Here is a 23,382-nt window from a genome sequence, read left to right as displayed (position 1 = left end):
CTAGGGAATGGCAGCAGAGGCGCGCCCGTCGCCGCCCGGACCCGCGCTGAGCCCAAGGCACCATTCCCTGGCGCGCCGTCGCGGCGCGCGTGCGGCGGGGCCGGCGGCGCGGCCGTCCTCGAGCTCGATTCGCGTCCGCTCCTCTCCGTCATGACAGGTCTTCATTCCGGTGCGCCGGCGCGGAGCGCTCCAGCCGATGTGTGGCTTTTCGTCTCAGTGACGTTTTGCCCCGATGGACGCCCTCACTGGCCCCGCAGCGCCGCGCCGAGAGGCCCTCGAAGGCGCGCGAGCATGGCGCGCCCCGCGCGAGCGCGCCATGCTCGCGCGAATGGAACAACGGCGTGGCGCGCCGAGCTGGCAAGAGATCCGGCACATGGCGCGCGAGCGGTTCGGCGTGAAGACCTTCCGGCCGGGCCAGCGTGAGCTCATCGAGGCGGTGCTCGCCGGGCGAGACGCCCTCGGGCTCCTGCCGACGGGGGCGGGCAAATCGCTCTGCTATCAGCTGCCAGCGCTCCTCCTGCCGCGCCCGGCCGTGATCGTCTCGCCGCTCATCTCGCTGATGCAGGATCAGCAGGAGAAGCTGGCGCAGGCGGACATCCCTGCTGCAAAGCTCAACTCCACGCTGACCACGGCCGAGGAGCGGGAGGCCGCCCAGGGGATCCAGAGCGGCGATCTCCCGCTCGTCTACGTGACGCCGGAGCGGCTCGAGAACCCGGAGTACATCGACCTGCTCCGGCGCTCGGGCGTGTCGCTCTTCGTGGTCGACGAGGCGCACTGCGTCTCGCAGTGGGGCCACGACTTCCGGCCTGCGTACCTCGGGCTCCGCGACGCGATCGCCGCGCTCGGGCGCCCGCCGGTGCTGGCCCTCACGGCGACGGCGACGCCCGAGGTGGCGAGCGACATCGTGGAGCAGCTCGGCATGCGGGCCGCGACGGTCGTGAACACCGGCATCGACCGCCCGCAACTGTCGCTGGAGGTGATCCGCACGCCGAACGAGGAGAAGAAGCGCGAGCGGCTCCTGCGCCTCCTCGAGGAGGAGCGCGGCGTCGGGATCGCGTACACGGCGACGGTCCGGACCGCGAACGATCTCCACCGGTGGCTCGCGGATCAAGGGATCTCGGTGGGCCGCTACCACGGGCAGATGCGCCCGAGGGAGCGGGAGGAGGCCCAGCAGCGGTTCATGGGCGACGAGTACCGCCTCATCGTCGCCACGAAGGCGTTCGGCCTCGGCATCGACAAGCCCGATATCCGCTACGTCGTCCACTACCACTTCCCCGACTCGCTGGAGAGCTATTATCAGGAGGCCGGGCGCGCCGGGCGCGACGGCAGCCCGGCCCGCGGCGTCCTGCTGTACCGCGTGGAGGACCGGCGCATTCAGGCGTTCTTCCTCGGGGGCAAGTACCCGCGCCCCGACGAGAGCTACCGAGTCTACGAGACCCTCGGCCGCCTCGAGGCGCAGCGGGCCGAGGGCAAGCGGCGGGCGGGGGTGCCGGTGAAGGCGCTGGCGGAGGTCGCGGACCTGCCCGAGCGCAAGGTGAAGGTCGTGGTGGCGCTGCTCGAGGCCGCCGGCATCGTGGACAGGAGCCGCGGCGTGCGCCGGCTGCGCGACTTCGCCGACGAGGCGGAGCTCGACGCGTTCCTCAAGGCCTATGAAGAGCGGCGCGCGGGCGACCGCGAGCGGCTCGAGGCGGTGATGCGCTACGCCGAGAGCCCGTCGTGCCGGATGGCGGCCCTGAAGGCCTATTTCGAGGAGCCCGGCGAGGCCGCGGCCGGCGAGGGCGCGCCCGACTGCGGCCGCTGCGACAACTGCCGGCACACGGCCGACTCGAACCGCGCCGTCGTCGACCGCCTGACGGCCTCCGCCACGCCCTGAGCCCTCGGCCGCCGCGGCGCCGCGGAGGCCCTCGCGGCGCCGCGCGCGGGGCCTCGCCTCCGCTCTCCCCTTCTCTCCCCTCTCCCCTCCTCTCCCCTCTCCCCTCCTCCCAGATGCGATGACGCGCCGCTCGGCGCCCCGGCGCCGGCGCCCGCGACCTCCGTGTCGAGAAGTTTCCTGTAGCGGTGTCCGGCCGCGCCCCCTCGCCCGGTGAGAGGCCGAGGGCGCTAGGCGAGCTGCGATATGTTTGCAATGGCCCCGCCCGTGCGGGCGGCGCCAGACAAGCAGCGTTCGTCCTACAGAATCAGGAGATGCATTGATGACCAGCTCTTGGAGATTCGTCGCGCACTCAGACGCGCGGCGCAGGGCCCTTCAGTACGCGAAGCAGGCCGCGTCCGCAGACTGCTCGGTCCTCATCGTCGGGCCGACCGGAGCGGGGAAGGACATCCTCGCGCGCGACATCCACCAGCACAGCAGGCGCTCGAAGCACCGGCTCATCACGGTCAACTGCGCGGCGCTGACGCAGACGCTCTTCGAGAGCGAGCTGTTCGGCCACGTGCGCGGCGCCTACACGGGGGCGACGGCCTCGAAGCGCGGCGTCGTGGAGCTCGCCTCCGGGGGCAGCCTGTTCCTCGACGAGATCGGCGAGCTGCCGACGGAGGCGCAGGCGAAGCTCCTCCGCTTCCTCGCGGACGGCTCGTTCTGGCCCGTGGGCGGCTGCGAGGAGAAGAGCGTGGACGTCCGCATCCTCGCGGCCACGAACCGCGACCTCGCCGCCGGCCTCGACACGACGTTCCGGTCCGACCTCTTCTTCCGGCTCAGCGTGTTCACGATCGTCGTGCCGCCGCCGAGCAGGGACGATCTGCGCGGCCTCACGCGGGTGCTCGCCCTGGAGATGAGCGAGCGCTACCGCGCGGCCGCCTCCGCGCGCGAGGTGAGCGCCCTGGGCGAGCTCGCGAGCAGCGGTGTTTACAGGGGCAATGTCCGCGAGCTCCGCAACGCCGTCGAGCGGTACTTCCTCGTGCGAGACCCGGAGCGGACCGTCGAGGAGAACTGGCGGGCCGCGTGCGCGCTCGACCTCCTGGCCCAGCAGGGCGAGCTCGCGGACGACGCCGCCGCGGCCCCGCAGATTCAACCGCAAGAGATCGAGAAGCTCGACGATCTCCTGTTCTTGAAGTGCGCGAGGGAGACGAGGAGCGCGCGCGAGCTGTCGCGGAGGATGAACCGCTCGTTACCGTACGTTTACAGCCGCCTGGCAAAGCTCGGCATCAAGCCGAAGGACCTCCAGAGCGCCGACAGCCTCGAGCGCACCTCGGAGAAGATCCGCGCCTCGCTCGCCCCCTATCGCTCCACGTTTCTCCGGCTTCTTAAAGAGTTCTAACAAAACGATCGCGCTCGCCCGATGCCGCCCGCCGAAACGTCCGCACGGCTCGCTGGTACAGCCTTTGCCGTAGGGACGAAAACAGGGACGAAATCGACGAACAGGACGGCGAACGTCCCAACCGAAGGATGGAGGAGCGCATGCTGACTCTGGGCCTCGCCGGAGGCTTGGATCCCGTCTACGACTGCCGTTACGACGCGCCGCAGTACTTCACGTACGACGCGGCGGCCGTGCTGGTCGAGGACGGGCAGGTGGTGGCCGCGATCGAGGAAGAGCGGCTGAACCGCGTCCGCCGGACGAACAAGTTCCCGTTCGACGCGCTGCGGGCCTGCCTGCGGCAGCGGGGCGTCGCCCTGAAGGACGTGGACCGGATCGCGTATTACTCGAGCGAGGAGACGGCCAATTTCCTCGTCGGGCGCCTGCGCGCGGCGTTCCCCGAGCTCGCCGGCGTCCCCGACGCGCGCGGCCTGCTCCAGGCGGCCATCCAGCGAGAGATGAAGTGCGCGATCGATCCGGAGCGGATCGTCTTCGTGCCGCACCGGCTGACGCACGCGGTGAGCGCGGCGGCGATGTCGGGCTTCGACCAGTCGCTCGTCTACGTCATCGACAACGAGGGCGGGGTCTTCACCGGGACATCGGCCCGCGGCGCCCGGTCGTGCCTCACGGAGCTCGCGGCCTTCCCGCCGCAGAAGTCGCTCGGCGAGCTGTGCCACCGCGCGATCCGAGCGCTCGGGTACAGCCCGTTCGAGGAGGCCGAGGCGATGGAGCTCGCCCCGCACGGCGACCCGGCCGTGCACCGCGCCGCGATGCGCGAGGTGTACACGCTCCTTCCGGACGGCGACTACGACCTCGCGTTCCAGCACCTCGCCGCCGTGGTCTCGAAGGCGCCGGGCAGGCTGCGCGGCGAGCCGGTCGAGCAGGCGCACAAGGACGTGATCGCCGCGCTCGAAGAGGCGCTCTCCGAGATCGTGCTCCACGTGCTGCGCCACCACCGGACCGCGAGCGGCGTCCGGCGGCTGTGCCTGGCCGGAGGGGGCGCGCAGATCTGCGCCGTCAACTCCCGCGTCCTCGCGAGCGGCCTGTTCGACGAGGTGTTCGTCCAGCCCGCCGCGCACGACGCCGGCTGCGCCCTCGGGGCCGCGCTCTACGCGGCCGACGCGCCGCCGCGCCGCGCCGCGCTCGATCACGTGGCCTGGGGGACGGACCTCGGCACCGCCGACGCGGTGCTCCCCGCGCTGCGCCGCTGGGGCGCCTTCGTGACGGCGGAGCGCAGCGCCGCGCCGGCCCGCGAGGCCGCCGCGCTCATCGACGGCGGCGCCGCCGTCGGGTGGGCGAACGGCCGCTCCGAGATGGGGCTCGTGGCGCTCGGGCGCCGGGTGATCGTCGCGGACCCGCGGGACGAGCGGCGGCGGGCGGCGCTGAACGAGATGAAGCGGCGCGCGCCGCACCGGCCGATCTCGGTCGCGATGCTCGCCGAGGACGCGGCCGAGTGCCTGATGCTGCCGTGCCCGGCGGAGCAGCTCTGCTGGAAGAGCTTCGCCCTCCGCGTCCGGCGCGAGCGCACGGCGGCGCTCGCCGCGGCGCTGCACGAAGGCGGCACGGTCCGCGCGCGGGTGGTCCTCGAGGAGGCGGATCCCCGGCTGTTCGCGCTGCTCGGCGCGTTCAAGGAGCGCTCCGGGGTCGGCGCGCTGCTGGTGACGTCGCTCGACGACGGCGCGGAGCCGCCGGCCGAGACCGTCGACGATGTCGTCGCGCTGCTCCTCACGAGCGGCCTCGAAGCCGCCTTCGTGGACGACGTGCTCGTCCGCAAGAAGAGCGCGTCGGTCGAGGACAGGCTCGGCATGGCCGTGTCGCTCCCGCGCTCGACCCAGGTGGTCCGCACGCGCGGGTGGCACGACGGCGCGCGCCCGGGCGACGCGTGGGAGCTGCGGACGAGCTACGACCGCGGGCTCCGCCGCAAGATCTCGCGAGCTGCGTACGACGTGCTGGCGAAGACCGACGGGAGCCGGCCCGTCGCGGCGCTGCACGGCGGCGCGGGGGCCGAGGTCGCGGGCGAGCTCTGGGCCCTCTGGACGGAGCGGCTCATCCGGCTCGCGCCGGCCGAGCGCGCGTGAGGCGCGCGTGGCGCGCATGAGGCGCGCGTGAGGCGCGCGTGGCGCGCGTGAGCGCGCGCGAGGGCCGACTGGGATCGCGGGTTGGGACACGACGGATGCAAGGAGAAGAGCGGTGAGCTCGAATGACAGGATCATGGGCGCCGGGCGCCGGGCGCGCCCGCGGATCGACCTCGAGCGGCAAACGGAGCTCGCGGAGGACGCGCTGAAGAAGGCGCTCGTCGACCGGGATCTCCCGGCGTTCTACCGGGTGTTCCGGTCGACGGATCTGCCGTTTCTGGGGCTCGTCTACGAGGGGGACGCGGCGGGCCTGTTCCGCGCGTGCGCGCACGTGCTGCACCGGCTCGGGGGCGTCTCCCCGGCGGTCGCGCTCGCGGTGGAGAACCACTTTTACGTGAGCTCCGCGATAGCCACCTTCCCCATCGGCGACGACGAGCGGCTCGAGGCGCGGCGGCGCGCGCTGCTCGCCGAGATCGTCGAGGAGCGCCGGCTCGTCGCCAACACGAACTCGCGGGTGCACGGCGACCGCGTGGGCGCGGTGGGGACGCGGGCCCGGAAGGTCGCCGGCGGATACGTGGTGAGCGGCGCCGCGTCGTACACGTCGCTCGCGACCGAGGGGGATCTCCTCATCTTCACGACCGCGCTCGAGGAGGGCTTCCCCGCGGTCCTGATGACGCGGCCGCGCGGCAATGCGGCGGTGGAGATCGGCCCTTACCTGTTCCCGGACGCGATGATCGACTCCGATACGCGCCGGATCGTCTTTCACGACCTCTTCGTGCCCGAGGAAGATTTCCTGCTCGGCGGCCAGGCGCCGGAGGTGATTCAGCTCCTCCTGTTCGAGATGGTCTGGCACCAGGCGCTGATTCCGGCGCTCTACCTCGGCGCCGCGGCCCGGGCGATCGAGGAGTCGCGCCGGTTCCTCCGGACGGTCCGCGCCCGGGAGGGCGCGCCGCTCGCCGAGCTGGACGGCATGGTCGTCGACGTCGGGCGCCTCGTGATCCGCTACCGCGCCGCGTGCGCGGCGGTCCGCGAGGCGGGCGAGGCGATGGGCGCGATCCGCGGCGGGCGGGACCGCGCCGAGCGGCTCCCGCGGCTCTACGAGCTCGCCGGGGCGGCGAAGTACGTCGGGACGAGGTGCGCCGAGGAGATCGTCGCGGCGGCGCGCGGGATCGTCGGCGCGCGCGCGTACGCCGGGGACAGCGTCCTCGAGCGGCTGAGCAAGGAGGTCGTCTTCGGCCCGCTCGGACCGGAGGTGAACGCCGTCATCGAGCGCGCCCACGGGCGGCGCGCGCTCGGAGAGGGCGAGTTCGACGGCGCGGCGTCGTCGCCGTGGCTCGAGGGCGCGATGAGCGCGAGCGGCAAGGAGGAAACATGCTGACGCTGGGGCTCTCTGGCGGGCTGAGCTTCGCCCACGAGGAGATGTACGACATCCCGCAGAGCTTCACGCACGACGGCGCGGCCGTGCTCGTGGAGGGCGGAGAGATCGTCGCGGGGATCGAGGAGGAGCGGCTCAACCGCATCAAGCACTCCAACAAGTTCCCGATGGAGGCGATCCGCTTCTGCCTCGCCCGGCGCGGCGTCGACATCGACCGGGTGGACCGGATCGCGTTCTACGCGAGCGAGGAGTACTGCAACGCGCTCCTCGCGCGGGTGCGCGTCCTGACCGGCGGCGCGCTGCCGCGCATCGACGCGCGCACGCTGCTCGCGGCGAAGCTCGGCCAGGGCTTCGGGCGCCCGATCGACCGGGACAAGATCGTCTTCGTCCCGCACCACCAGGCGCACGCGGCGAGCACGTACCTCCTGTCGGGCTTCGACGACAGCCTCATCGTGGCGATCGACGGATCGGGAGACTTCCTGTCCGGGCTCGTGGCCGTGGGCTCGGGCGACCGGATCGACGTCCTGTCGACGATGCCGGAGTCGAAGTCGCTCGGGAACTTCTATGTCGCGGTCATCAACCTCCTCGGCTACGGCGTGTTCGACGAGTACAAGGTGATGGGGCTCGCGCCGTACGGCGATCCCGCGCGGTACCGCGCGCAGATGAGCGCGCTCTACACGCTCTTGCCGGGCGGCGATTACGAGGTGTACCGCGACCGCGTGGGGGCGCTCGCGCAGGTGATCGAGGTGCGCCGCAAGGGAGGCCCCTTCACGCAGCAGCACCGCGACGTCGCGGCGTCGCTCCAGGAGGCGCTGGAGGCGATCGCGCTGCACGTGCTCCGCCACCAGCGCGAGGCGACGGGCAAGACGCGGCTCTGCCTGGCCGGCGGCGTCGCGCACAACTGCACGATGAACGGGAAGATCCTCTATTCGGGCCTGTTCGAGCGCGTCTTCGTGCAGCCGGCGGCGCACGACGCGGGTTGCGCGCTCGGGGCCGCGCTGCACACGAACCTCGCCGCGGGGGCCCTCACGTCGCGGCGGCGGCTCGAGCACGTGTTCTGGGGCAGCGACGTGGGCGGAGAGGCGGAGATCGGCCGCGAGCTCGCCGGCTGGTCCCGCTTCGTCCGGAGCGAGCGCGCCTCGGATCTGCCGGGGCGCGTCGCCGACGTGATCGCCGGCGGGGCCGCCGTGGGCTGGGCGCAGGGCGGGTCCGAGTTCGGGCCCCGGGCGCTCGGACACCGCAGCATCCTGGCCGACCCGAGGCCGGCCGCGAACAAGGACCTCGTGAACGCGATGGTCAAGAAGCGCGAGGCCTACCGCCCGTTCGCGCCCGCCGTGCTCGCGGAGGACGCGCGCGAGTTCTTCGAGCTCCCGCCCGGAGAGGGCGAGTTCCCCTTCATGATCTTCGTGCTCAAGGTCCGGGAGGACAAGCGGAGCGTCCTCGGGGCGACGACGCACGTGGACGGCACGGCCCGCGTCCAGACGGTGTCGCAGCGGTCGAACCCGCGGTTCTATGGACTCCTCAAGGCGTTCAAGGACCGGACCGGCGTGCCGGTGCTGCTCAACACCTCGTTCAACAACAACGTGGAGCCGATCGTCGACTCCGCGCACGACGTGGTGACGAGCTTCTTGACGACCGGGCTCCATTACCTCGCGATCGGCGACTACTTCGTCGAGAAACTGCCGTGGACGTGGGAGGACCTCGCGACGCTCGCGCTCGAGATCCCGAGGCACGTCCGCGTGGACCAGATCCACAGGTTCGTCGCGATGGATCGCGCGGCCTCGGTCTTCGAGCTGCGGAACACGTACGACGCCGGCGCGCGGGTGAGCGTGTCGCCCGACGTGGGCGAGGCGCTGATGCGCGCGGACGGCGCGCGCTCGATCGGCGAGCTGCTCGCGGAGGCCGGCGCCGGCGAGCCCGCGCGCATGCAGAAGGCGGTCCTGGAGATCGAGGGGCTCTGGTCGCAGCGGCTCGTGTCGCTGCGCCCGCGAGGGGCGTAGTTCGTGGGTGCCTGTCCAGCGCCCTGAGGGTGGTAAAGCCTGCATGCTTCATCAAGAACAACTCCCGGCGCGGGCGGCCACGCTCGTCAGCATGCTCCGCGAGACGCCGGTCGTGCGGCTCGACCACGAGCGCCTCGAGCTCTTCGTCAAGCTCGAGTACTGCAACGCGGTCGGGAGCATCAAGGACCGCCCCGCGCTCTGGATCCTGAAGTCGGCGATCGATCGCGGCGAGATCGACCCGCGGACGACGGTGGTGGAGTCGTCGTCCGGCAACTTCGCCATCGCGCTCGCCGCGTACGCGCAGCTCCTCGGGCTCGACTACATCCCCGTGATCGACCCCCACATCTCCGCGGTGAACGAGCACGTGCTCCGCTCGCTCTGCGCGCGGGTCGTGAAGGTCGAGGAGCGGGACGACACGGGGGGATTCCTCAAGACGAGGCTCGCCCGCGTGCAGTCGCTCTGCGCCTCGCTCCCGAGGGCCTACTGGCCCAACCAGTACAAGAACCCCGACGGGATGATGGCCCATTTCCACACGACGGGCCGGGAGGTCTGCGAGGCGTTCACGGAGCTCGATTTCGTGTTCGTCGCCGTGAGCTCGGCGGGGACGGTCGCCGGGCTGTCGCGGCGCCTGAAGGAGCACTTCCGCGGGGTGAAGATCGTCGCGGTGGACGCCGAGGGGTCGGTGATCTTCGGCGGCCCGCCGCGGCCGCGCCGCATCCCGGGGATCGGCGCGGGGGTCGTGCCCGACCTCCTGCGAGAGGCGCTGATCGACGACGTCGTGATCGTCCCAGAGGCGGAGTCGATCGCCGCGTGCCGGACGATCCTCGACCGCCACCGGCTGCTCGTCGGCGGCTCGACGGGGACGGTCTACGCGGCGATCCAGCGCTATTTCGGCCGGGCGACCGGCCTCACGAGGCCGAGGGTCCTGTTCCTCTGCGCGGACCGCGGCGTGCCTTATCTCGACACCGTCTACAACCCTGCTTGGGCGTCGCGATACGCCGAGGGATGATCGATGCGCTTTGGTGTGGTCTCTGGCAATGTCATCCGTCGCCTCATCGAGGAGAGCCCCGAGGAGTGCGTCGAGGCGGTCGAGGGCGCGTACCTCGCCGGCCACCGCGGTGAGGTGGTCTGTCCGAACAGCTATTTCCTTCGCTTCCCCGACCGGCCGGACGCGCGGATCATCGCGCTCCCGGCCCACCTCGGCGGCGGAGAGCCCGTGTCGGGCATCAAGTGGATCGCCAGCTATCCGGCGAACATCCGGCAGGGCATCCCCCGGGCGTCGGCGGTGATCGTCCTGAACCGCGCGGACAACGGGTATCCGTTCGCGTGCCTCGAGGGCTCGATCATCTCGGCGGCGCGCACCGCGGCGTCGGCGGTCTCGGCGGCGGCGGCGCTGTCCGGGGGGCGGCGCGCGCGCGCGCTCGGCATCGTCGGGACGGGGCTCATCGCCCGGTACGTGGTCTCGTTCCTGTCGCGCCTCGGCTGGGAGATCCCCGAGGTGCTCCTGTTCGACACGAACCCCGCCGAGCCCGAGCGGTTCCGCGCGGCCGCGTTCGACGCGGGAGATCGCCGCGAGATCCGCGTCGCGAAGGACCTGGAGACCGTGGTGCGGCGGAGCGATCTCCTCGTCTTCACGACCTCGGCGGCGACGCCGCACGTCCACGACGCGGGCTGGTTCTCCCACAACCCGGTCGTGCTGCACCTGTCGCTGCGCGACCTGTCGCCGAGCATCGTCCTCTCCTCGTTCAACGTGGTCGACAGCGTCGAGCACGTGCTGAGCGCCGGCACCTCGCTCCACCTGGCAGAGCAGGAGTCCGGCCGGCGCGACTTCGTCACGGGGACGATCGCCGAGGTGCTCCTCGGGCGGTGCGCGGCGCCGCGGACGAGGCCGATCGTGTTCTCGCCGTTCGGGATGGGGATCCTCGATCTCGCGGTGGCGCGGTGGGCTTACGCGCGCGCCGAGGCCGCGGGCGACGTGACGTGGATCGACGACTTCTTCGACATGACGCGCTGACGCCGGGCGGGCTTCGCAGAGGGCGAGAGAGCGCGGGAGCTTTTCGATGAGCGGTGTTTTGGTGGGTGATCTGGATCGCTGCGCGACCCTGGTGGATCTCCTTCGGCTGCGCGCCGAGGCCCAGGGCGATGCCCTGGTGTTCCGGTTCCTGACGACCGGAGACGTGGACGGCGGCGCCGAGGCGTGGACGTACCGCGATCTCCACGTCCGCGCGATGGGCATCGCGGCGTCGCTGCAGGCGGCCGGCGGCGCCGGAGAGCGCGCGCTGCTCCTCTACGCGCCGGGGCTCGACTTCATCGCGGCGTTCATGGGCTGCGTCTACGCCGGCGTCATCGCGGTCCCCACGTACCCGCCGAACCCCGCGCAGATGGATCGCACCCTGCCGCGGCTCCGCGCGATCGCCCGCGACGCGGGCGCGAGGTTCGTCCTCTCGACCGCGATGATCGCCTCCATGGCGGAGGCCCTCGGGCAGCAGGCGCCGGAGCTCGGAGCGCTCCTTTGGATCGCCACCGACGCGATCGAGCCCGGCGCGGCCTCGGCGTGGCGGCCGCCGGCGATCTCCGGGGAGACGCTCGCGTTCCTCCAGTACACGTCCGGCTCCACCGGGCACCCGAAGGGCGTGATGGTGAGCCACGCGAACGTGATGGCCAACGAGCGCGCCATCCTCGCCGGCTTCGAGCACGACGCGGGCTCGTCGGGCGTCGGGTGGCTGCCGCTCTTCCACGACATGGGGCTGATCGGCAAGGTGCTGCAGCCGATCTTCGTCGGCTTCCCGTGCACGCTGATGTCGCCGCTCGCGTTCCTGGAGCGGCCGATGCGGTGGCTCAAGGCGATCTCACGCTTCCGCGCCACGACGAGCGGCGGGCCGAACTTCGCCTACGACCTCTGCGCCCGCAAGGCGACGCCCGAGGACCTGGCGGCGCTCGACCTCCGCTCCTGGACCGTGGCGTTCAACGGCGCGGAGCCGGTCCGCGCCGAGACCCTGGACCGGTTCGCGGCCACGTTCGCCCCGTGCGGCTTCCGCCGGGAGGCGTTCTACCCGTGCTACGGGCTCGCCGAGGCGACGCTGTTCGTCTCCGGGGGCCTCCGCGCCGCGCCGCCCGCGTGCGTGAGCGTCGACGCCGGCGCGCTCGCGCGCGGGGTCTCGCTCGAGGTGGACCCGGCGTCGGCGGGCGCGGGGGCGCGGCGGCTCGTGTCGTCGGGGGCGCCCCGGGCGCGCGTGGCCATCGTGTCGCCGGAGGGCGGCGAGCGCCTCGCGGACGGGCAGATCGGCGAGATCTGGGTCGCCGGCCCGAGCGTCGCCGGCGGGTACTGGGGCCGCGCCGAGGAGACGGCGCGCACGTTCGGCGCGCGCCTCGCGGGCGACGACGCGACGCCGTACCTGCGCACCGGGGATCTCGGCTTCCTCTCGGGAGGAGAGCTGTTCGTCACCGGGCGCATCAAGGACCTCATCGTCATCCGCGGGCGGAACCTGTACCCCGACGACATCGAGCGCACGGTGGAGGCCGCGCACCCGCGCGTTCGCCCCGGCTGCTGCGCGGCGTTCTCGATCGAGGTCGGCGGGGAGGAGCGGCTCGGGATCGCGGCCGAGATCGACGCGCGGGGCGGGGGCGAGCCGCCGCCGGACGCGGTGGAGGCGGTGCGGTCCGCGGTCGCCAGGGAGCACGACGTGCAGCCGCACGCGGTGCTGCTGCTCCGGCCGCGCACGATCCCGAAGACGTCGAGCGGCAAGATCCAGCGGCACGCGTGCGCCCAGGGGTTCCGGGACGGGACGCTCGAGGCGCTGGTCGCGTCGCTGTCCCCGGCGGCGCCGGCCGGCGCGGCGGCGGAGCCGGCGCGGGCGGCGGCGGATCCGGTGCGGATGCTGCGGCTCGCGCTGCGCGCGGTGCCCGCCGCGGGGCGGGCGGCCCTGCTCGTCGAGGCGGCGCGCGAGGAGCTCGCCCGGCTCGCGCGGGTGGACGCCGGGAGCATCGCCCCGACCTCGAAGCTCATGGCGCTCGGGCTCGATTCGCTGGCGAGCATCGAGCTGCAGGCGCGCTTCGAGGAGCTGCTCGGCGTCCCGGTGCCGGCGCAGCTGCTCTGGCAGGCGGCCACGGTCGAGGAGCTCGCGGCGGCGCTCGCGGGGGCGCTCGAGGCGCCGGCGCGGGCGGAGGCGCCCGCCGCGCCGCCCGCGGCGGCGGGGGAGCCGGTCGAGCTCTCGTCCCACCAGCTCCGCCTCTGGTTCTTCTGCAAATTCGCGCCGGAGAGCCCGCTCTATCACGTGGTGTTCGGCGCGCGGATCGTCGGCGCGCTCGACGAGACGAAGCTCGAGGAGAGCCTCGCGGCCGTGGTCCGCCGGCACCCGGCGCTGCGCACGGTGTTCCGCGAGATCGCCGGGGAGCCGCGGCAGATCGTGCTCCCGGAGGTGGCGGTGCCCCTCGCCCGCGCGCGCGTCGAGGCGGCGGGGCCCGAGGAGCGCGAGGAGCGCCTGCGCGCGCTGGCCGCCGAGTGGGGGCAGCGGCCGTTCGCGCTCGCGGAGGGGCCGCTGCTGCGGGTGTGCCTGGTCTCGCTCGGCGAGCGCCACCACGTCCTCCTCTTCGCGCAGCACCACCTCGTGACCGACGGCCGATCGATCGAGGTGCTCGTGCGCGACCTCGCGGCGGAGTACACCCCGCGCGCGGCCGGCCGCGCCGGAGCGGCGCTGGGGCCGGCCCCCGGGTACGAGGGCTACGCGCGCGCGCAGCGGGCCGCGGTCGCGCGCATGGACGCGGAGCGGGCCTACTGGAAGGCGAGGCTCGAGGGGCTGCCGCGGCTCGACCTCGGCGCCGAGCGACGGCGCCCGGCGGCGTCGCCCTTCGCCGGTGGGACGGTCCGGTTCTCGCTGCCCGCGCCGCACGTCGAGGCGGCGCTCGCCGCCGCGCGGGCGGAGAACGCGACGCTCTTCGTCGCCCTCGCCGCCGTCTACGCGGCGCTGCTCCACCGCACGACCGGGCAGGAGGACCTCGGGATCGGCGTCGTCGTCGCCAACCGGAGCCGCCCCGAGCACCAGGAGATCGTCGGCTTCTTCGCGAACACGGTCGTCTTGCGCGTCGATCTCTCCGGCAGGCCGACGTACCGCGAGCTCGTCCGCCGCGTGCGCCGGACCATGGCCGAGGCGATGGACCACGCCGAGTTGCCGTTCGACGAGGTCGCGCGCGCCGCCGGCGCCGGGCGCCCGGGCGATCGGGACGCGCTGGTCCAGGCGAGCTTCGTGCTGGAGAGCGTCTCGGAGCCGCCCGCGGGCGCCGAGGGGGCGCTGTGGCGGCCCGTGCTCTGGTCCCCGGACGGGGCCGTGGAGGGCACCGCGAAGTTCGACCTGGGGCTCAGCGTGGCCCGCTTCGATAGCGAGCGCGGCGAGCTCGCGGCCGCGCTCGAGTTCCGCGAGGACCGCTTCGCGCGCGACGAGGTCGAGCGCATGGCCGGCCACCTCGAGGTGCTCCTCCGCTCGGCCGCCGAGGATCCGGACCGGCCGATCGACGAGCTCGCGCTGCTCCCGCCGGACGAGGAGCGGTACCTGATCGCGGGCTGCAACGACACCGCGGCGCCGGTCCCGGAAGGCGTGTGCTTCCACGACCTCTTCCGGCAGCAGGCCGCCCGCACGCCCGACCGGATCGCCGCCGCCTGCGGCGACCTCCGGCTCTCCTACGCGGAGCTCGACCGCCTCTCCGATCAGGTGGCGCGCGCGCTCGCGGCGCGCGGCGTCGGCCCGGATCGCCTGGTCGCCCTGCTGACGCGGCGCGACCTCGATTTCCTGGTGCTCGCGCTCGGGGCGTTCAAGGCGGCGGGCGCGTACGTGCCGCTCGACCCGGCGCACCCGGCGCGGCGCAACGCCGACATCCTCACGCGCGCGGGCGGCCCTCCCCTCCTCGTGGGCGACGCGATCCCGGGCGCGCTGCGGGACGAGATCGTCGCCGCGTGCGCCGCCGCGCCGGAGGCGCTCTCGGCGGGCGAGCTGCTCGCCGAGGGCGCGGCCGGCGCCGCGCCTGCTCGCGCGCGGCCGGAGCACCTCGCCTACGTCATCTTCACGTCGGGATCGACCGGCGCGCCCAAGGGCGCGATGGTCGAGCACCGGGGGATGCTGAACCACCTCTTCGCGAAGGTGCGCTCCCTCGGGCTCGGGCCGTCGGACGTCGTCGCGCAGACCGCGCCGGTCAGCTTCGACATCTCGGTGTGGCAGCTGCTCTGCGCCCTGCTCGCGGGCGGGACGTGCCGGCTCGTGCCGGACGAGATCGCGACCGACCCGGCGCGCCTCCTCGAGGCCGTGGGCGACCTCGGCATCACCGTCCTGGAGATCGTCCCGTCGCTCCTGCGCGGGGCGCTCGACGAGCTCGAGTCGCGCCCGAGCTTCCGGCCGCGCCTCGACGGCCTGCGGTGGCTCGTCCTCACCGGCGAGGCGCTCCCGCCCGATCTCGCGCGGCGCTGGCTCGCGCTCTACCCGCAGATCCCGCTGATGAACGCCTACGGCCCGACGGAGTGCTCGGACGACGTGGCCCAGCACGTCCTCGTCGAGCCCCCGCCCGAGGACGCGGCGTACGTGCCCATCGGCCTCCCGATCCAGAACACGCAGCTCTACGTGCTCGATCGACGGCGGCGGCCCGTGCCGCTCGGCGTCGCCGGCGAGCTGTACGTCGGCGGCGACGGCGTCGGCCGGGGCTACCTCCACGACCCCGAGCGCACCGCGGCGGCGTTCCTGCCGGATCCGTTCGCGCCCGGCGCGGGCGCGCGCCTGTACCGGACCGGCGACCTGGTGCGCCGCCTGCCGGGCGGCGAGCTCGTGTTCCTCGGCCGGATCGACCACCAGATCAAGCTCCGCGGCTTCCGCATCGAGCTCGGCGAGATCGAGGCGGCGATCGCGCGGTGCGCGGGCATCCGCGATGTCGTCGTGGTCGCCCGCGAGGACGCGCCGGGGGATCCGCGGCTCGTCGCGTACGTGGTCCCCGAGGCCCCGTCCTTCGATCCCGGCGCCCTCAAGGAGCAGCTCTCGTCGCGCCTGCCGGCGTACATGATCCCGGCGGCGATCGTCCCGCTCGACGCGCTCCCGCTGAGCGCGAACGGCAAGGTCGACCGCAAGGCGCTCCCCGCGCCCGCGTGGGGCGCCGCGGGGGAGCTCGCGGCGCGGACGGCGCCGCGCACCGGCCTCGAGCAGGCGATCGCCGAGGTGTGGCGCGCCGTCCTCGGGGTCGATCGCGTCGGCGCGCACGACGACTTCTTCGCGATCGGCGGGCACTCGCTCTCGGCCACCCGCGCGGCGGCCCGCCTGCGCGACGTGCTCGGCGTCGACGTCGCCGTCCGGTCGATCTTCGAGGCGCCGACCGTCGCCCGGCTCGCCGCGCTCGTCGAGCGGCAGGCCCGGGGGGACGCGCGCCCTGCGCCCCGGCCGCTGTCGCCGGCGCCGCGCGAGGGCGAGGTGGCGCTCTCGTTCGCGCAGCAGCGGCTCTGGTTCCTCGATCAGCTCGAGCCGGAGAGCGCCACGTACAACGTGCCCGCGGCGCTCCGCCTGCGCGGCGCGCTCGACCCGCAGGCGCTCGCCCGCGCGATCGCGGAGGTGGTCCGGCGGCACGAGGTCCTCCGCGCCACGCTGCACGCCGTCGACGGCCGCCCGGTCCAGCGCTTCCACGGCGCGCCGGAGGCGTGGCCCCTCCCCCTCGTCGACCTCTCGGGGCTCCCCGCCTCCGAGCGGGAGGCGTCCGCGCGGCGCCGCGCGTCGGAGGAGGCCGCGAGGCCGTTCGATCTCTCGCAGGGGCCGCTCCTGCGCGCGGCGCTGTTCCGGCTCGCGCCCGACGACCACCTGCTGCTCGTCACGCTCCACCACATCGCCTCGGACGGGTGGTCGCTCGGCGTGCTCGCGGGCGAGCTCACCGCGGCCTACGAGGCGCTCGCGCGCAAGGAGGAGCCGCGGCTCCGCCCGCTGCCGATCCAGTACGCCGACTACGCCGCATGGCAGCGGCAAGAGCTCACCCAGGACCTGCTCCAGGCCGAGCGGGAGGTCTGGCGCCGCCGGCTCGACGGCGCCCCGCCGCTGGAGCTGCCCACCGACCGCCCCCGCCCCGCGGCGCGCTCGTCGCGCGGGCGCACGCACCGGTTCGAGCTGCCGCGCGACCTCACCGCCGCGCTCCGGCGCCGGAGCCAGGAGCTCGGGGCCACGCTGTTCATGACGCTGCTCGCCGGCTTCGAGGCGCTGCTCCACCGCTACAGCGGCCAGGAGGACTTCTGCGTCGGCACGCCGGTGGCGGGCCGCGGGCGGACCGAGATCGAGCCGCTGATCGGGCTGTTCGTCAACACGCTCGTCCTGCGCGCGCGGCTCGACGGCGACCCGAGCTTCGAGGAGCTCGTCGGCCGCGTGAAGGCGGACGCGCTCGAGGCGTACGCCCACCAGGATCTCCCCTTCGAGATCGTCGTCGACGCGCTCGCCGTCGAGCGGGATCTCCGCCGGAACCCGCTGTTCCAGGTGATGTTCGCGCTCCAGAACGTCCCCCCGCCCGCGCTCTCGCTGCCGGGCGTCGAGGTGTCGCCGGTCGAGCTCGACGTCGAGCAGGCGCGGTTCGACCTGACGCTCTTCCTCACCGAGACCGGCGACGTCATCGAGGGCGCCCTCGAGTTCGATCTCGACCTCTTCGACCCCGCGACCGTCGCGCGGCTCGCGGGGCACTACGAGACGATCCTGCGCGCCGCCGCCGCGGCGCCGTCGGCCCGCGTGGGCGAGCTCCCGCTCCTCACGCCGGCCGAGCGGAACGAGGTGCTGGTCTCGTGGAACGCCACGAGCGCGCCGCCGCCGCCCGCCGCGTGCCTGCACGAGCTCTTCGACGCGCAGGCCGAGCGGTCGCCCGACGCCGTGGCCGTGGTGTCCGACGGCGGCGAGCTCACGTACGGCGAGCTCCGCCGCCGCGCCGACGCGCTCGCGCGGCGCCTGCGCGCGCTCGGCGTGCGGCCCGAGGTGCGCGTGGGCCTGTGCGTGCGGCGGACGCTCGACCTGGTCGTGGCCCTCTGGGCCATCTTCAAGGCCGGCGGCGTCCACGTGCCGCTCGACCCGGGGTACCCGCGCCAGCGGCTCGCGGTCATCCTGGAGGACGCGGCGGCGCACCTGCTCGTGACCGAGCGCGCGCTCTCGGGGCTCGTGCCGGCGGGGTCGTCCGAAGTCCTGCTGCTCGACGAGATCGCCGCCGGCGCGGCGGACGAGGCCGACGCCCCGCTCGCCACCCTCGAGCCGGGGCGGCCGGATCAGGCGGCCTACCTCATCTATACCTCCGGCTCGACGGGCCGGCCCAAGGCCGTCGTGATCGAGCACCGCCAGGCCGTCGCGCTCGCGTGGTGGGCGCGGCGGGCGTTCTCGGACGAGGAGCTCGCCGGCGTGCTCGCGTCCACGTCCACGTGCTTCGACCTCTCGGTCTTCGAGCTCGTCGTGCCGCTCTGCTGGGGCGGCAAGGTCGTCCTCGCCGACAACGCGCTCGCGCTGCCCGCGCTCCGGCGCGCCGGCGAGGTCACGCTCCTCAACACCGTGCCGTCCGCCGCGGCGGCGCTGCTCGCGGCCTCCGGCATCCCCGCCTCCGTGCGGACCGTGTGCCTCGCCGGCGAGCCGCTCCGCGCCTCGCTCGCGCGCGACGTGCTCGCGCTGCCGCACGTCGGCCGGCTCCTCAACCTCTACGGCCCCAGCGAGACCACGACGTACTCGACCGGCGCGACCGTCACCGCCGACGCGCGCCCCACGATCGGCCGGCCGATCGATCACACCCAGGTCTACGTGCTCGACGCCCGCAGGCAGCCGGTGCCCGTCGGCGTGGCCGGCGAGATCTACATCGCCGGCGCGGGCGTCGCGCGCGGCTACCTCGGGCGCGACGAGCTCACGGCCGAGCGGTTCGTCCCCTGCCCGCTCGACGAGGCCCGCGGCGCGCGCATGTACCGCACCGGCGACCGCGCGCGCTGGCTCGCGAGCGGCGAGCTCGAGTACCTCGGCCGTCTCGATCACCAGGTGAAGATCCGCGGCTTCCGCATCGAGCCGGCGGAGACCGAGGCCGCGCTCGCCGCGCACCCGGACGTCCGCGAGGCGCTCGTGCTCGCGCGCGACGACGGCCCCGCCGGCCGCTGGCTCGTCGCCTACGTCCTCGCCCGGCGGCCGCTCGACGCCGAGGCGCTGCGCGCGTTCGTCGCCGAGCGGCTCCCGGAGCCCTTCGTCCCGTCCGCCTTCGTCGAGCTCGACGCCTGGCCGCTCAACCCGAACGGCAAGGTCGACCGCAAGGCGCTCCCGGCGCCCAGCCGGCCCGCCGCCGCGGCCCTCCCGGAGCGCGCGCCGGCGACGCCGACCGAGCAGGCCCTCGCCGGCGTGTGGGGCGAGGTCCTCGGCCGAGACGGCCTCGGGACGGCCGACGACTTCTTCGCGCTCGGCGGCCACTCGCTCCTCGCCGTGCAGGTCGTCGCGCGCGCGCGGCGCCTGTTCGGCGTCGACCTCCCGCTGCGCGCCGCCTTCGACGCGCCGACGATCGCCGCCCTCGCCGAGCGCATCGATCGGGCGAAGCGGGACGGGCGCCGCGCCGCGCCCCGGCCGCTCCGCCCGGCGCACCGCGGCGCCGACGCGCCGCTCTCCCCCGCCCAGCAGCGCCTCTGGTTCGTCGAGGCGCTCCAGCCGGGCACCGCGGTCTACAACATGCCGATCGGCGTCCTGCTCCGCGGCCCCCTCGATCGCGCCGCGCTCGCGCGGAGCCTCGAGCAGATCGTCGCGCGCCACGAGGTGCTGCGCACCCGGTTCGAGGTGCGCGACGGCCAGCCGATCCAGGTCGTGCTCCCCGAGGCCCGCATCGAGCTGCGCCACGTCGATCTGTCCCGCGTCCCGCCGCAGGACCGGGCGCGGGCCGCGCAGCGCGCGGCGGAGGAGGAGGCGCGCCGGCCGTTCGACCTCGCCTCGGGCCCGCCCATCCGCGCGGCGCTGCTCCGCCTCGCCGACGAGGAGCACGCGCTCCTCGTCACCGCGCACCACGTCGCCTGCGACGGCGGCTCGATCCCCGTCCTGTTCCGCGAGCTGTCCGCCTGCTACGAGGCCGCGCGCGCGGGCCGCGCGCCGGACCTGCCGCCCCTCCCGGTGCAGGTCGCCGACGTCGCGATCTGGCAGCGCGCCCAGGCCGACGCGTGGCGCGGCCAGCTCGAGTACTGGAAGCGCGCGCTGGCCGACCTCGAGCCGCTGGAGCTCCCCACCGACCGGCCGCGCGGCAGCGCCCTCTCCCACCGCGGCGACACCGTCCCCGTGCGCCTGCCCGCGCCGCTCGTCGAGGCGCTCCGCGCCCTCGGCCGGCGCGAGGGGGCGACGATGTTCATGGTGCTCCTCGCCGGCTACGTCGCCCTCCTGCACCGATACACGGGCCGCGCCGGCGTGGCCGTCGGCTCGCCGGCCGGCGGCCGCACGCAGGTCGAGATGGAGCCGCTCATCGGCTTCTTCGTGAACATGCTCGTCCTGCGCGTGCGCGTCGACGACGACCCCACGTTCGCCGAGCTCGTGCGGCGGGTCCGGCAGGTGACGCTCGAGGCCCAGGAGCACCAGGACGTCCCGTTCGAGCAGGTGGTGGACGCCCTGCAGGTGAAGCGCGACCTCGGCCGCACGCCGCTCTTCCAGGCCGCCTTCGCGTTCCAGGGCGCGCCGGAGCGGCCGCGCGCGCTCGGAGGGCTCGAGGCCTCCCCGTTCGAGGTCGACACCGCGACCGCGAAGTTCGACCTCCTGCTCGCGCTGGAGGAGGGCGAAGCGGACATCTCCGGCGGCATCGAGTTCAGCGCCGAGCTGTTCGACAGGTCCACGATCGAGCGCTGGCGAGGCCACCTCGAGACCCTGCTCGCGGCGAGCGCCGCGCGGCCCGAGCTGCGCGTCGGCGACCTGCCGCTGCTCGGGCGCGAGGAGCGCGATCTCGTCGTGCGGACGTTCAGCGACGGCGGCGCGGCGCAGCCCGCCCCCCAGGCCGCGTGCGCGCACCGCCTGTTCGAGGCGCAGGCCAGCGCGGCCCCCGAGCGGACCGCGCTCCTCTTCGAGGGCGCGGCGGTGAGCTACGGCGAGCTGAACCGCCGGGCCAACCAGCTCGCGCACCACCTCCGCGCCCGCGGCGTCCGGCGCGGCGCGCTGGTCGGCGTGTGCATGCCGCGCTCGCCCAACATGATCGTGGCGCTCCTGGCGGTGCTCAAGGCCGGCGGCGCGTACGTGCCGCTCGACCCGACCTACCCGCGCGATCGGCTCGCCTTCATGATCGAGGACGCGCGCCCCGCGCTGCTCATCGCCCAGCCGGAGCTCCTCGAGGCGCTGCCCGCGGCGCTGCCGCCGGTCGTGCGGCTCGGCGAGAGCGAGCCCGCCTTCCCGCACGAGCGTGCCGACGATCCGGACGCCGGCGCGCTCCCCGAGGACCTCGCCTACGTCATCTACACCTCCGGCTCGACGGGGCGCCCCAAGGGCGTGCTCATCGAGCACCGCTCGCTCTCCGCCTTCGCCGAGTCGCAGCGCAAGCAGCTCGGCGTCGAGCCGGGGACGCGCGTCCTCCAGTTCACCCGGCTCAGCTTCGACGTCTCCGTGATGGAGATCTTCGTCCCGCTCTCCGCCGGCGGCGTCGTCTGCCTCGCGCGCGCCGAGGCGCTCATGCCCGGGCCCGGGCTCATCGATCTCCTGCGGCAGGAGCGCATCCAGATCGCGATGCTCACGCCCTCGGCGCTCATGGCGGTCGGCTTCGACACGCTCCCCGACCTGCGCGTGCTCTGCGTGGCGGGCGAGGTGTGCCCGGTGGAGCTGCCGCGGCGGTGGGCGCGGGGCCGGCGGTTCCTCAACGGCTACGGCCCCACCGAGGCCACGGTGCTCGCGACGTCGGCCGAGTACACCGCCGACGTCGCGCGGCCCACCATCGGCCGCCCGCTGCCGAACACGCAGGTCTACGTGCTCGACGGCCGCGGCCAGCCGGCGCCCGTCGGCATCCCCGGCGAGCTCCACATCGGCGGCGTCGGCCTCGCGCGCGGCTACCTGAACCGCGACGACCTGACCGCCGCCCGCTTCGTGCGCTCGGCGTTCCCCGAGGCCGAGGGCGCGCGGCTCTACCGCACGGGCGACCTCGTGCGGTGGCTGCCGAACGGCGAGATCGACTTCCTCGGCCGGCTCGACGAGCAGGTCAAGATCCGCGGCTTCCGCATCGAGCTCGGCGAGATCGAGGCCGTGCTCGCGTCCCACCCGGACGTCGCCGAGGCGGCGGTGGTCACCCGGGAGCACGCGCCCGGCGACGTGCGGCTCGCGGGCTTCTTCATCCCGCGCGGCGGGCGCGCCGACGCCGACGCGCTGCGCCGGCACCTCGCCGCGCGGCTGCCCGACTACATGGTCCCGCCGGCGCTCGTGCCGATCGAGCGGTGGCCGCAGACGCCGAGCGGCAAGATCGATCGCCGCGCGCTCGCCGCCTCCGCGCCCGCCGCGCTCGCGGCGCTCGCGGAGGGCGCGCGCGTCCCGCCGCGGACCCGGCTCGAGCTCGAGCTCTGCGCGCTCTTCGAGGAGCTCCTCGGCGCGCCCGGCGTCGGCGTGACCGACGACTTCTTCTCGCTCGGCGGCCACTCGCTGCTCGCCGTGCGGCTCATGACCGAGATCCGCGGCCGCTTCGGCCGCGATCTGCCGCTCACCAGCCTCTTCCGCGCGCCGACGGTCGAGGGCCTCGCGGCGCTCCTGCGCGACGGGGGCGGCGCGCCACAGGGCCGCGCCTCGGTCGTGGTCCCGCTCCACACGCGGGGCGCGCGCCCGCCGCTCTTCTTCGTGCACCCCGTGGGCGGCAACGTCCTCTGCTACGCCGACCTCGCGGCCGCGCTCGGGGACGACCGCCCCTTCTACGGCGTCCAGGCGTACGGGCTGGAGACCCCCCCGCGGCCGCTCGGCAGCGTCGGCGAGATGGCCGAGGCGTACTGCGAGGAGCTCCGCCGCGTCCAGCCCGAGGGCCCGTACCTCCTCGGCGGCTGGTCGATGGGCGGCGTCGTGGCCTTCGAGATGGCCCGCGTCCTCGAGCGCGGCGGGCGCCGCGTGGCCGCCGTCGTCCTCCTCGACGCGTACCTGCCGCCGTTCGACGAGCCCGGCGACGAGCTCCCGCCGATCGCGCATTTTGCCGCGGATCTCGCGGGGATCTCGGGCGCGTCGGCCGCCGCCGCGCTCGCCGAGCTGGGCGACGGCGCGCCCCACGCCGCGTGGCTGCTCGAGCGCGCGCAGGAGCTCGGCGCCCTGCCCCGCGGCACCACGCTCGCCGAGCTGGAAGCCCTGATCGACGTCTTCTCGCGGAACACGGCGCTGCTCGCGCGCTACGCCCCCGGCGGGGTGTCGGCCCGGGTGGAGCTCTTCCGCGCCGAGGCCTCGCCGCGCCGCGACCCGCGGCCCGCCTGGGCCAGGTGGGCCCCCGGCCTGAGGAGCCACGTCGCGGCCGGCGATCACTACACGCTGCTCCGCAAGCCGCACGTCGGCGCGCTCGCCGAGCGCATCCGGGCGGCGCTGCTCGAGGCCGACGCCGGCGCGGAGCGCGACGGCGCCGGAGCCGCCCGGCCGCCCGGGTGATCGGCGCTCGCGCCGCCGCGCTTCACCGCCCTGCCGCGCGCGTCGCGGGCAAGGGCCTTTAACCGACTCGTCTCGAATCCA

At 74.5% G+C, this 23,382-nt stretch carries 8 protein-coding genes; all 8 read left to right on the top strand.

Going from position 1 to position 23,382, the window contains the following annotated elements; genetic code table 11:
- Positions 1-328: 328 nt before the first annotated feature.
- The gene (locus WME83_RS14325; RefSeq protein WP_437319844.1) at positions 329-1,873 is read left to right on the top strand and encodes a RecQ family ATP-dependent DNA helicase; all 1,545 of its coding nucleotides are present in this window, start codon (positions 329-331) and stop codon (positions 1,871-1,873) included.
- A 319-nt stretch (positions 1,874-2,192) separates the two neighbouring features.
- Complete coding sequence (locus tag WME83_RS14320; protein ID WP_437319843.1) at positions 2,193-3,254, top strand: sigma 54-interacting transcriptional regulator; 1,062 nt, start codon at positions 2,193-2,195, stop codon at positions 3,252-3,254.
- Positions 3,255-3,394: 140 nt separating this feature from the next.
- A complete protein-coding gene (locus WME83_RS14315) occupies positions 3,395-5,368 on the top strand; it encodes a carbamoyltransferase N-terminal domain-containing protein (RefSeq protein WP_437319842.1) in 1,974 nt (657 codons plus the stop codon).
- A gap of 112 nt (positions 5,369-5,480) precedes the next feature.
- Positions 5,481-6,743, top strand: coding sequence for an acyl-CoA dehydrogenase family protein (locus WME83_RS14310; protein WP_437319841.1), 1,263 nt, complete (start codon positions 5,481-5,483; stop codon positions 6,741-6,743).
- A complete protein-coding gene (locus WME83_RS14305; RefSeq protein WP_437319840.1) occupies positions 6,737-8,740 on the top strand; it encodes a carbamoyltransferase family protein in 2,004 nt (667 codons plus the stop codon). Before WME83_RS14310 ends, WME83_RS14305 begins: the two co-directional genes overlap by 7 nt.
- Positions 8,741-8,783: 43 nt before the next feature.
- Positions 8,784-9,749 (top strand): 2,3-diaminopropionate biosynthesis protein SbnA, encoded by a 966-nt coding sequence (gene sbnA / locus WME83_RS14300; RefSeq protein ID WP_437319839.1) that lies wholly within the window; start codon positions 8,784-8,786, stop codon positions 9,747-9,749.
- A 15-nt stretch (positions 9,750-9,764) separates the two neighbouring features.
- A complete protein-coding gene (sbnB, locus tag WME83_RS14295) occupies positions 9,765-10,754 on the top strand; it encodes a 2,3-diaminopropionate biosynthesis protein SbnB (protein ID WP_437319838.1) in 990 nt (329 codons plus the stop codon).
- Positions 10,755-10,815: 61 nt separating this feature from the next.
- A complete protein-coding gene (locus WME83_RS14290; RefSeq protein ID WP_437319837.1) occupies positions 10,816-23,301 on the top strand; it encodes an amino acid adenylation domain-containing protein in 12,486 nt (4,161 codons plus the stop codon).
- Positions 23,302-23,382: the final 81 nt, after the last annotated feature.

The sequence above is a fragment of the Sorangium sp. So ce385 genome (genome assembly GCF_051474135.1).
Taxonomy (GTDB): domain Bacteria; phylum Myxococcota_A; class Polyangia; order Polyangiales; family Polyangiaceae; genus Sorangium; species Sorangium cellulosum_D.
Note: the sequence above shows the minus strand (reverse complement) of the source record. Positions and strands in the feature narration are given on the sequence as shown.

What these genes read in the sequence shown, in the direction of transcription:
- WME83_RS14320 (WP_437319843.1), top strand. Translation starts at nt 2,193, where the DNA reads ATGACCAGCTCTTGGAGATTCGTCGCGCACTCAGACGCGCGGCGCAGG.
- WME83_RS14315 (WP_437319842.1), top strand. Translation starts at nt 3,395, where the DNA reads ATGCTGACTCTGGGCCTCGCCGGAGGCTTGGATCCCGTCTACGACTGC.
- sbnA (WP_437319839.1), top strand. Translation starts at nt 8,784, where the DNA reads ATGCTTCATCAAGAACAACTCCCGGCGCGGGCGGCCACGCTCGTCAGC.
- WME83_RS14305 (WP_437319840.1), top strand. Translation starts at nt 6,737, where the DNA reads ATGCTGACGCTGGGGCTCTCTGGCGGGCTGAGCTTCGCCCACGAGGAG.
- WME83_RS14325 (WP_437319844.1), top strand. Translation starts at nt 329, where the DNA reads ATGGAACAACGGCGTGGCGCGCCGAGCTGGCAAGAGATCCGGCACATG.